The organism is Curvibacter sp. EU05-FHT14A10, assembly GCF_058791075.1.
In genome coordinates this window covers 453,094-464,925 of the sequence record NZ_JBYTDE010000001.1, presented here as the reverse complement: position 1 = coordinate 464,925, position 11,832 = coordinate 453,094, and the positions used below count along the sequence as shown (strand labels likewise).

7 protein-coding genes are annotated in these 11,832 nt (G+C 63.7%); 2 read left to right on the top strand and 5 right to left on the bottom strand.

The genetic code is table 11. The features are described from left to right. Positions 1-210 precede the first annotated feature (210 nt). Together AC3WUT_RS02000 and AC3WUT_RS01995 are read left to right on the top strand one after the other, a co-directional pair. On the top strand, positions 211-1,038 hold the full coding sequence (locus AC3WUT_RS02000) for a MetQ/NlpA family ABC transporter substrate-binding protein (RefSeq protein ID WP_492345380.1): 828 nt from the start codon (positions 211-213) through the stop codon (positions 1,036-1,038). A 10-nt stretch (positions 1,039-1,048) separates the two neighbouring features. Beyond that, positions 1,049-2,293 carry an acyl-CoA dehydrogenase family protein gene (locus AC3WUT_RS01995; RefSeq protein WP_492345379.1) on the top strand — a complete coding sequence of 415 codons (1,245 nt, stop codon included), beginning with the start codon at positions 1,049-1,051 and terminating at the stop codon, positions 2,291-2,293. Positions 2,294-2,481: 188 nt separating this feature from the next. Here the strand turns inward: AC3WUT_RS01995 and AC3WUT_RS01990 are convergent, their stop codons facing one another. The 5 genes from AC3WUT_RS01990 to AC3WUT_RS01970 form a co-directional block, all read right to left on the bottom strand. Further along, positions 2,482-2,934 carry a hypothetical protein gene (locus AC3WUT_RS01990; RefSeq protein WP_492345378.1) on the bottom strand — a complete coding sequence of 151 codons (453 nt, stop codon included), beginning with the start codon at positions 2,932-2,934 and terminating at the stop codon, positions 2,482-2,484. 140 nt (positions 2,935-3,074) lie between these two features. Then, entirely contained in the window at positions 3,075-3,530 is a 456-nt protein-coding gene (locus AC3WUT_RS01985) for a peptidoglycan recognition protein family protein (RefSeq protein ID WP_492345377.1), read from the bottom strand. Between the two features lie 321 nt (positions 3,531-3,851). Next, positions 3,852-5,441, bottom strand: a complete 1,590-nt coding sequence (locus AC3WUT_RS01980; protein ID WP_492345376.1) for an ABC transporter substrate-binding protein — start codon at positions 5,439-5,441, stop codon at positions 3,852-3,854. 182 nt (positions 5,442-5,623) lie between these two features. Further along, on the bottom strand, positions 5,624-6,979 hold the full coding sequence (locus tag AC3WUT_RS01975) for an LLM class flavin-dependent oxidoreductase (protein WP_492345375.1): 1,356 nt from the start codon (positions 6,977-6,979) through the stop codon (positions 5,624-5,626). Positions 6,980-7,115: 136 nt separating this feature from the next. Then, positions 7,116-11,771, bottom strand: coding sequence for a response regulator (locus tag AC3WUT_RS01970; protein WP_492345374.1), 4,656 nt, complete (start codon positions 11,769-11,771; stop codon positions 7,116-7,118). Positions 11,772-11,832: the final 61 nt, after the last annotated feature.

Genomic DNA, 11,832 nt, shown 5'->3' with positions numbered 1-11,832 from the left:
AGGTCGCAGTATCCGCAGGCCCCCGCCGAAGCGGAACGAATGAAACAGCCGACGCTTATCCGGTTTGCGCATAAGGCCGGCCCAGCGGCCATCGCCTCACACCCACCCGATAAGCACATGCGAATTGCTTCCTTGGCAGCGTGCGCCAAGGCTTGCACAGTGGGCCGCCTGTCTGAACTGAACCGGCGGCCCGCGCCGCCCAAACTTGCCATGTCCCTGTTTTCTGCACGCCCCACCCGTCGCCACCTCGCCCTGGGCCTCAGCACCCTGGCCCTGTCGCTGGCCGCGCTGAGCCCCGCCCAGGCCCAGGACAAAAAACCCCTCAAAGTGGGCATCTCGGTCGGCCACGCCGAAGAGATCTTTGCCGTGGTCAAGAAGGTGGCGGCCCGCGACGGCCTGAACATCGAGGTGATCCCCTTCAACGACTACCAGTTGCCCAATGCGGCCCTGGCCGCTGGCGACCTGGACGCCAACGCCTTCCAGCACAAGCCCTTTCTCGACAACCAGATCAAGGCCCGCGGCTTTGACCTGGTACCGGTGGGCCTGACCATCACCGCGCCGCTGGGCTTCTACTCGCGCAAGATCAAGTCCATCGCCAACCTGCCCGAGGGCGCCTCGGTGGGCATCCAGAACGACCCCAGCAACGGCAACCGGGCGTTGCTGCTGCTGCAGTCGGCCGGCCTGATCACCCTGAAGCCCGAAGCCGTGAAGAACAACACTGCCTCCCCGCTGGACGTGGTGAGCAATCCGCGCAAACTCAAGCTGGTGGCGCTGGACGCCGCCCAGCTGCCGCGCTCGCTGGATGACCTGGTGATCGCCTCGATCAACAACGACTACGCCTCACAGGCCGGGCTCTCGCTGCAGCGCGACGCCGTGATCAAGGAAGCCCCCCAGGGCCCCTACGCCAACCTGATCGCCGTGCGCCGCGCTGATCAAAACCAGCCCTGGGTGAAGCGCCTGGTGGCGGCCTACCAGTCGCCCGAGGTGAAGCAGTTCATTGAAAGCACGTTCAACGGCGCCCTGGTGCCGGCCTTCTGAAGGATGTCCCATGAGCACCGCCACCGCTGAGCACAACGACACCCAGGTCAACCCCCACCCGGCCCCACTGGGCCGCGCCCTGCCCCCGGCGGCCGATGCCGCCATCCTGCACGCCCGCGCCCAGGCCCTGCTGCCCGAGATCGCCGCCGGCGCCGCCGAGCGCGAGCGCCAACGCGAACTGCCCTATGGCCTGGTGCGCCGCATCGCCGAGGCCGGCCTGCTGACCTGGCGCATCCCCAAGGCCCAGGGCGGGCCAGGCGCCTCGGTGCACGATGTGATCCGCTTCGTGATCGACCTGGCGGCGGCGGATTCGAACGTGGCCCAGGCCTTGCGACCCAATTTCGGCACCGTCGACAGCCTGCTCTTTGGCGGCACCGAGGCCGAGCAACGGCGGTGGTTTCCGCGCCTGCTGGCTGGCGAGATTTTCGGCAATGCCGGGCTGGAGCGCGGGGGCGCCCATGGCGCCAACACCGCCCAGTTGCGCCGCGAGGGTGAGCATTACCGCATCAGCGGCAGCAAGTACTACAGCACCGGCGCCCTGTACGCCGACTGGATCGGCTCGCTGGCCCTCAACGAGGAAGGCCGCGAGGTGGCCTTCACGGTGCCGCGGCACCGCCCTGGGCTGGAGATGGTGGACGACTTCGACACCACCGGCCAGCGCCTGACGGCCAGCGGCAGCACGCATTTTCACGAGGTGCTGGTGCGGGCTGAAGAGCTGCGGGTGAACTCGTTCCCCCGCGACCGGCGCAGCCCGATTGCACCGCTGTTCCAACTGTTCTTGGCCGCCGTGCAGGCCGGCATCGCGCGCAACGCCCTGAATGATGCCGTGGCCTTTGCCCGCCACAAGGCCCGCCCCATTCGCCACAGCACCGCCACCCGTTCGGTGGACGACCCCTATGTGCAAGAGACCGTGGGCCAGATGGCCGCCCAGGCCTATGCCGCCGAAGCCACCGTGCTGCGCGCCGCCGACGCGATTGACGCCGCCTGGGCCGACCAGCTCAGCAACAGCGCCCTGACCCAGGCCTCGATCGAAGTTGCCCAGGCCCAGTACTTTGCAGCCGATGCGGCCCTGAAGGCCTCCGAGTTGGCCTTTGACGTGGGCGGCGCCTCGGCCACCGACCGCAACGTCAACCTGGATCGCCACTGGCGCAATGCCCGCACCGTGGCCAACCACAACCCGCGCCAATGGAAGGCCGCCGCCAGTGGGGCCTGGCATCTGAGCGGGACGGCGCCGCCGACGACCGGGTTGTTTTGAGCCCGCGTTGACTCTGGCAAGTGCGGGCTTCACGGGCTCGGACTTGCCCTGCAACGCCTTGTTTGGACTGCCAACACCGGCGATGAGCCCTCGCTTTCGGCTTCGCCGGCTCCGGTGTTCAAAAGCGGAAGGTGGGCCGCCTTGGCACTCTCCTCTGTCGCTGAACGTCCCACTTGGTTAACCGGTGCTCACCGCCACCCCCGCTCACGCAACTCGTACCGGCCCACATCAATCAGCTTGATCGAAATATCGTGGAGCTTATTTTTTTCGTCATGTTCGTGCAAAGCCTTTAAATTGATATAGGTCGATCCATTCCTTCTTTCGCAATCAGCGGATTGAATGAAGTATTGTGAATGATCATTGTTTAATTCCGAAAAGGCCAGCGTTTTGACCAACTTCGATTTATTCTCAGTCGTAGGGTTTGTGATCCACTGCGCATAAATCTCGCTACCTGCGCCACCATAGACATCAACCACAACAAGCCGATAATAACCAACCTCACCACCGGCCCTCCAGTCACCACATTTTTTGATTATCCTGTAATCAACCGACAAATTTTCAACATCATCCATCCACAGTGATTCAAGAGCCACCGAATATTCCGATAAAAATACGATCATCAGGAGCAGTATCTTTTTCATCCTCATCGCCCATCCAATAATTCAGCGCTTGCGGCCTCACTTTCCTGTTTCCAAGAAATCTCAGAATGCCGATGAATTTCTGAACGATGGATGCGGAGGGTCAGGGTCAATTCATCGAGCAGCCATGTCAATGATTTTTGCTACTCTTGGGTGATCGACTCGAACATCCCACCGCGGAACAACGAGACGATCTCAACGCCGATGCTATCGGCGTTCGATGGATATCGATTTGGAAAAGATTTTTCGATTTCTACACGACCTATTTCCGCCCCAGGCCTCCGACCTTTCAGCCTCCTCAAATCTGCTGGCGAACAAGATTTTTCGGCCATGCACCTTGATTTGATGAAGCCTACGTGCCGGGCTCTTTTGTAGAGTGATGCAGTTTGATAAATGGTGCCATCTTTATCTATCAAAAAGTGCGCCCCATTGGCCTTCGGCGTTTTATATCCATTCAATGTCGCCTGCGCAGTCGCACTCGCTGTCTGATGGACAACAATACCATGAATAATTGAAAGGTCGCCTGCTTCAATATTACGACTGATCGCCAGCTGAATTTTCGGGCTTTGAACTCTGCCGAGCGGATCTACAATCAACATGGCATTCCTTTGATTGCAATGACAACTGAGTGCCTGGACAAGCAATCAGCCTGATGAGAGGCATAAGACATGAATCACTCCCTGGATTCTAAAAAATAAAATCAAGCGCAGAAAATCAAAATTCAGATCAAACACGTGATCGCGAGGTGAGCTTTGATTTATACATGACTTCAAATTCTAAAATCCAGAAAATGCGACTCGATCCCATTTGAGATAGACGGCCACTCCCAAATGCCGAACGCCCGGGGCGTAAAGGATGGAAGTCCCATTGCCAGGGACTTCATCTGAAAGACCCTGGATGGCACTGGCAATGCAGTCGCCCTATTTGCCCGCCACCGGCTGCAACCAGGCATCGGCATACGAGGCAAACAGGCCATCCCCTTGCGCCACGGTCTTGTGGAAGCGCGCGGTGGAGACGGTGACCCAGGTCTGTTCGATCAGGTCGAGCACGGGCAGGTCTTCTTGCACGATCTGTTGCCACTGGGTGATCAGGGCCTTGCGGCGGGCCGGGTTGGCTTCGTCGGCGGCGGCTTCCATGATCTTGTCCAGGGCGGGGTTGGAGTAACCCGAGCCATTGGTCCAGGGGGCGCCCTTGATGATGTTGCGGGTCCAGAACAAGCGCTGCACGCCCAGGGTGGGGTCGGGCAGGCGGTGCAGGCTGGAGATCATCAGGTCGTAGTCCTGGTCGGTGAAGATGCGGCGCAGGTAGCTGACCGTGTCGCCGCCGCGCAGCACCACCTCGACGCCGATGCGGGCCAGCGACTGGCGGATGAATTCGGCCTCACGGGCACCGCCACCGCCGTCGTAATCGAGCGTGACCCTGAGCCGCTTGCCATCGGCCGCCTTGCGAAAGCCTGCCTCGTCCAGCAAGGCCTCGGCCTTTTTGAGGTCATAGGGGTACTGGCGGGTGTCGGGCGAGTAGTAGTTGACCACCGACGAGGGCACGGGTCCGGTGGCGGGCTTGCCATAGCCCCAGAACACCACCTTGAGCAGCGCGTTCTTGTCGATGGCGTGGGCGAAGGCCTGACGCACGCGTTTGTCGCTCAGGTAGGGCCGGCGCACATTGAACTGGGTCAGGAAGATGGTCGACAGGTAGCGGCCATCGTCCAGGTTGATGGTCCATTTGGCCGTGTCGCTGAAGCGCTCCAGGTTGGACAGCGGGATGCTGGAGCCCAGGGCCACGTCGATCTCACCCGCTTCCAGAGCCACGGCGCGGGCCGCGGCGTCGGGGATGAACTTGAACACGATGCCCTGCAGGTAGGGCTGGCCCTTTTGCCAGTAGTTGGGGTTGCGTTCCAGCCGCACATGGCTGCCCTTGACCCATTCCTTGAACACAAAGGGGCCTGTACCGACGGGGGCCAGGTTGGCCGGGTTGTTCAGCACGTCGGTGCCGGCGTACAGGTGCTTGGGCAGGATCTGGGCGCCGTAGCTGTTGATGTAGTTCAGCAGGTAGGGGGCGGGTGAAGACAGGCGGATCACCACGGTGTGCTTGTCAGGCGTATCGACCTTCTCGACGTTGGCAAAGGCGGCCCGGCCGAAGGGGTGCAGCTTCTTCCAGACATTGAGCAGGGTGTATTCGACGTCGGCCGAGGTGAAATCCTTGCCGTCGTGCCATTTCACGTTCTCACGCAGCTTGAAGCGCAGGGTCAGGCCGTCTTCCGACAATTGCCACGAGCTGGCCAGCGCCGGCACAGGCTGCAGATTCAGATCGAAGGAGACCAGGCCTTCGAGCACCTTGCTGGAGACCTGGCCGATGTTCATGGTGGTGATGAAGGCCGAGGTCAACAGCGTGGGCTCGGGCGACACCGCCACGTTGAGCACACCACCGCTGACGGGGGTCAGTTCGGCGGGCTTGGCCGCATTCGCGGCTTTGGGGGTCTGGGCCTGCACTGGCCCCTGTAAGACGCCCATGAGGACCAAGGAGGATGCCAATGGAACGGCGAGGCGGCTCAAGGCGCCGCGGGCAAGAAGGGTTCTGCGCTTCATGTGGGATAGGTGGGGTGGGTTGAAAAAGCGTGGCCAAGCCAACAGCGGAGCCCAAGGCTCCGCTGCGGTCAAAAAATTGCAGGGGTAACCCCCTGCCGAGCGAGATCTCAGGCGGCTTGCAGGCGCGGGTGGCGCTCCACGGCCGGCCGCGCCAGGCCCAGGTGCTCGCGCAGGGTGCTGCCTTCGTAGGCGTGGCGGAAGATGCCGCGCTGGCGCAGCAGCGGCACCACGCCATCGACAAAATCCTGCAGGCCGCCGGGCAGCACGTCGGGCATCAGGTTGAAGCCGTCGGCGGCCCCGGCGCGGAACCAGTGCTCGATGTCATCGGCCACCTGCTCGGGCGTGCCCACGATCACGCGGTGCCCGCCACCACCGGCCAGGGCGCGGATCAGCTCGCGCACGGTGTAGTTGTGGCGGGTGGCCAGGGCGCGCACGAAGTTGAAGAAGGTGTGGTTGCCGTTGCCGCCACCGGGCAGCGGCAGGTTCTCAGGCAGGCGCTCGTCGAGCTTGAGGCGGTCGACGCTGATGCCCAGTGTGCCTGCCAGGCGGTTCAGGCTGTAGCGCCAGGGGATCAGGTCGACCAGTTCATCGCGACGGCGCAGGGCTTCGGCCTCGGTGCTGCCGATGATGGTGGTCAGGCCGGCCAGCACTTTCACAGCGTCTGGGCCACGACCCAGGGCCTCGGCACGGCTTTTGAGCTCGCGACCGTAGGCCAGGGATTCTTCAAACGATTGCGAGGCCGAAAACACCGCCTCGGCATGCCGGGCCGCCAGTTCGCGCCCGTCGGCCGATCCGCCGGCCTGCACCAGCACCGGGCGACCTTGCGGGCTGCGCGGCAGGTTCAGCGCACCTTGCACCGAGTAGAACTCGCCCTGGTGGTGGATCGGGTGCACCTTGTCAGTGTCGACAAAGCGGCCCGAAGCCTTGTCACCCACGAAGGCGTCGTCGTCCCAGCTGTCCCACAAGGCCTTGACCACCTCGGTGAATTCAGCAGCCCTGCGGTAGCGCTGGGCGTGCTCGGGCACTGCATCGCGCCCGAAATTGCGGGCCGACGGCAGGTCGGCCGTGGTGACGATGTTCCAGCCGGCGCGGCCAGCGCTCACGTGGTCCAGCGTGGCAAAGCGGCGGGCGATGTTGTAGGGTTCGTTGTAACTGGTGGAGGCGGTGCCGATCACGCCGATGCGGCGCGTGGCCGCCGCCACGCTGGCCAGCAGCACGGTGGGCTCGAGTGCGGTGATGGGGCGGAAATCGATCTGGTCGACGATGGCCGCGTTGTCGGCCAGGAAGATGGCGTCAAAGGTGCCCAGTTCGGCCAGTTGGGCCGCCCGGATGTAATGCTGCACATCGACAAAGGCCTTGGGGTCGGCCTCGGCCACGCGCCAGGCCGAGGGCAGAAAGCCCGAGTGCAGAGCATTGAGGTTGAGGTGCAGTTGACGGGGCGGTGGGGCGGCAGATGCGCTCATGGTGGGTTCCGATGCAGGTGGCGGCCAGCGGCCGAAGTCCTGATTGCACCGGAGGCCCGCACTCAGGCCAACAAAGCTTTCCGAATTTGCATCCTCAGAAAACGCACCCGCCCCGCCCTGCCCTGCCTCGCTGCGGTCAGTGATCCTCGTCCGACAGGCTGATGGCAATGCGACGGAAGTCAGACTCGACGTCCAGAAAGACATCGAAGACCTCGGGATCGAAGTGCGTGCCTCGCCCCTGGCGCAGGATGATCATGGCCTCTTCGTGGCTCATGGCCCCCTTGTAGACGCGCCGGCTGATCAACGCGTCATACACATCGGCAATCGCCATCAGTCGCGCCGACAGCGGGATCGCCTCGCCCACCAGGCCCTCGGGGTAGCCCGAACCGTCCCACTTCTCCTGGTGGTAGAGGGCGATTTCCTTGGCTGGCTGCAGGAAAGGCAGGTGCATGTCCATGGATTTCTCGGCGCGTTCGATGGCCTGATAACCCAGCGTGGTGTGGGTTTTCATGATCTCGAACTCTTCCGGGGTCAGCTTGCCAGGCTTGAGCAGGATGCGGTCTGGAATACCAACCTTGCCAATGTCATGCAAGGGCGCCGACTTGTACAGCAGGTGGATGTAGGCGTCGGTCAGGACGGTGGCGTACTTGGGCAGAGACTGCAGCTTCTGGGCCAGGCAGCGCACATAACGCTGGGTGCGCAGGATGTGGTTGCCGGTCTCGTTGTCACGGGTCTCGGCCATCGAGGACATGGCCAGGATGGTGACGTCCTGCATGGCCGACAGTTCGCGGGTTCGCTTGCCCACCTCTTCTTCGAGAAAGCCGTTCTTGTCACGCAGGAAATCCGCCATGCGCTTGAGCTGCAACTGCGCCTGCACCCGCGCCAGCACCACCGGAGGGCTGATGGGCTTGGCGATGTAGTCCACACCGCCGACCTTGAAGCCCGCAGACTCCGATTCGATGTCGGTCTTGGCCGTGAGGAACAGCACCGGGATGTGAGCACTGCGCGGGTCTTGCTTGAGGCGGCGACAGACCTCGTAGCCATCCATCTCGGGCATCATCACATCCAGCAGGATGATGTCGGGGGCCGGCGTGGCCTGGGCGATCTGCAAGGCGCGCTCGCCCTTGCTGGCCACACGCACCTTGTAGTGGTCCTTGAGCACGGCGCTCATCAACGACAGGTTCTCGGGCGTGTCGTCCACCACCAGCACCACGGGGCGCTCTTGATTCGTGTCGGGGCTGGCGAGCAATGCACCGGCAGCGGTCTCTGAGGCAGACAGCGGGGTCCTTGGCGCCGGTGCCACCTGGGTGGCGGCGCCCGCCGCTGCCACCAGCGGCTGCGGGTTCAGTTGGGCCTCGATGCCGGCAATCAACTCGGCCAGCTGGCGAGCCAGCAGCGCTGCCTGAGCATGCGCATCCGGGCGCCGGGCCGGCTCACGCAAGGCCTCTTCGAGCCGGCCGGCCTGCGCCTGCAGCCCATGCGCGCCAATGTTGCCGGCCACGCCCTTGAGGGTGTGGGCCACCATTTCGGCGGCGCTCCAGTCCTGGACCTGCACCAGGGCCTGGATCTCGCTGCCCACGCTGCGCTGGCCGGCCACGAAACGACGCAACAGGGACAGGTACAGAGGGATGTTGCCGATGGCACGTCGCAGGCCTTGCGCCACATCGAGGCCCGGGATCTGCAGCACGGCACTGCCCACCAGGCCGCCGCGGCTTTCGGTGACCTCGGCGGGGCGCGTGCCCTCGGCCTCGCCTCGGCTCGGAATCCAGCGCAGCAGGGCTCGCCAAAGCTCATCGGGCTCGATGGGCTTGGTGATGAAGTCGACCATGCCGGCGGTCAGGCACAGTTCGCGGTCGGTCTGCCGGGCGTTGGCCGTCATGGCAACGATCGGTACGTGCTGGTACTCGTCGAGCTTGCGGATCTCCTGGGTGGCGGTCACGCCGTCCATGACCGGCATCTGCATGTCCATCAGCACGATGTCGTACTCGCTGCGGCGGATCTGGTCGATGGCCTCCTGGCCATTCTCGGCAATGTCCACCAGCAGACCCGACAGGCGCAACATGCCTGCCGCCACCTCCTGGTTGATGTCGTTGTCTTCGACCAGCAGCACCCGGGCACCGCGCAGGCGCTCAAGGGCTTGCGGCTGCGGGCTCTGCCCCATCTCGCGCGAGGCGGCCACGGCGGAAGCGACCTTGCGAAGTGTGCGGCTGCCCAGCACCTGCATGACCGTATCAAACAGCACCGAAGGGTTGACGGGCTTGAGCATCACGGCGTTCACACCTGCACCGAAAGCCTCCATGCGGATGTCATCGCTGTTGTCGGCTGCCACCAGCACGCAAGGCGGTACCTTGCGCAGCGCCTGACGGCGCAACTGGTCGGCGACTGCCAGGCCATTGAGACCGGGCATCTTCCAGTCGAGAAAGACCAGCTCGAAGGGAGTCGTGTTGTCGTCGTGCTCCTGAATGAGCTGCAGTGCCACTTCGCCCGAGGCGGCCTCGTGCACCACAAAGGTCTGCTGGCGCAGCATCTGGCACAGGATTTCGCGGGCACGGGCGTTGTCGTCCACCACCAGCATCTTCTTGCCGCGCAGATCGGGCTCTGGCTGAGGCAGGCTGCGTTGCTCGCTGCTCTTGCCCAGGCGGGCGGTGAACCAGAACGTGGCGCCCTGGCCCAGCTCGCTCTCCACCCCCACCTCGCCTCCCATCAGCGCCGCCAGCCGCTTGCTGATCGCCAGCCCCAGACCCGTACCACCGTACTTGCGCGTCGTCGACGAATCCGCCTGCTGGAAGCTCTCAAACAACCTGTCCTTCTGCTCCTCGCTCAGCCCGATGCCCGTGTCCCGCACCGCCAGGTACAGCAACACCTCGCCTTCACTCTCCTCGCGCTTTCTCACCTGGATCGTCACCTCGCCACGCTCCGTGAACTTCACCGCGTTGTTGGCATAGTTGATCAGCACCTGCCCCAGCCGCAGCGGGTCGCCCACCAGCAGCGTGGGCACATCCGGCGCCACATCAAACAGCAACTCCAGATCCTTGGCCTGTGCCTTCTCCCCCACCAGGTTGGCCACGTTCTCCAGCACCTTCTCCAGGTCCATCTCAATGTGCTCCACATCGAGCTTGCCCGCTTCCACCTTCGAAAAATCAAGAATGTCGTTGATGATCCCCAGCAGGTGCTGCCCCGAGTGCTGGATCTTGCTCACGTAGTCCGTCTGCTTGCGGTCCAGCGGCGTCTGCAGCAGCAGGTGCGACATCCCCAGCACCGCGTTCATCGGCGTTCGGATCTCGTGGCTCATGTTCGCCAAGAACTCGCTCTTCGAGCGGTTCGCCGCCTCCGCCTCGGTGCGGGCCTGGATCAGGGCCTGCTCGTCGCGCTTGCTCTCGGTGATGTCGGTCTCAATGGCCATGAAGCCCTGCAAGACCCCGGCACTGTCGCGCAGATCGTTGCAACTGATGTCGATCCAGTAGGGCGCGCCCGATTTCGCATAGTTGAGCAGATCGACCCGAAAGCCATGCCCGGCCCGCAGCGAGCGGCGCATGTGGGCCACCGTGCCCAGGTCGGTGTCAGCCCCTTGCAGGAAATGCCCCGGTCGCAGGCCGCGCACTTCCTCCAGGCGGTAGCCGGTGATGCGGGTGAAGCCATCGTTGACCCAGTCGATCTCGCCCCGGGCGTTGGTGATGATCACGCCATTGGTGGTTTCACTCGCGACCCGGGACAAGCGGGTCAGTTCGCGCTGGATGCGCGTGTTCTCGGCCTGGATGCGAGCCGCTTCGATGAGCTGGCCGATGGTCACCAGCAAGGGCCGCAGAAAATCCGTCAGACCTGCCTCGTAGGTGCTGCGAAGCTTGCCCACCCCCAGCAGCGCCACCAGGTCTCCGCCATGGTGGATGGGCACGGCCAGAAAAGCACTGAGCCGGGCGTCGCCCCAGACCAGTTCATCCGCGGCTGTGGTCCCTTGCTCCTGCAGCAGGGGTTGACCGTCCGACAGCACGCTGGCAAACACCCGCTGCAGGCTCTTCAGGTCTTCACTGAAGGGGTCGGCCTCCAGGGCGATGTCCATGGACTGAGTGGACGGCGCGTGGCTTTGAAGGCCATGGATGGCCTGGATCTGCAGGCTCGGGAAGTCATCGCCCAGCTTGTAGACCTCGCCCAGAAAGCCGACATCGCTTTCGGTGAGTTCCAGCAACTGGCTCAGCAGGTTCTCAAACACCGAAGAGCGGTCGGCATCGCGGATGAACAAGGCCTGGGTGTCAACCAGGACCTCGCCCAGATAGCGCGCGCGCTGCAAGGCCTCGGTGCGTTCGCGCAAGACCTGCTGATTGACCTCTTGCTCCACCAGGTCGGCCAGATCGCGCAGGGTGCGCCGCTGCTCGGGGTTGAGCAGGCGAGGCTCATCGTGGATCACGCACAGCGAGCCCAGGCGCAGGCCCTCGGGCGAATGCAGGGGAGCCCCCGCATAGAAGCGGATGTGCGGCGGCCCCAGCACCAGGGGGTTGTCGGCGAAACGCGGGTCCAGCAAGGCGTCGGGCACTTCAAAGATGTCAGACTGCAAAATGGTGTGCCCGCAGAAGGACACGTCACGCGACGTGGCGCTGGCATCCAGCCCATCGCAGGATTTGAACCATTGGCGGTCACTGTCGACCAGCGACACCACGGCGATCTTCACGCCCAGCAACAGGCGCGCCAGGCGGGTGAGCCGGTCAAAACGCTCTTCGCGGGGCGTGTCGAGCAGGCCCGTGTCGCGCAGGGCAGCCAGCCGCAAGGTCTCGTCAGGGGGTAAGGCAGGAGCTTGCATGGAAACAACCAGTCATGTCGGGACGCGCGCACCTGGCCACCAGGTCGCGTTGAAAAGGCGT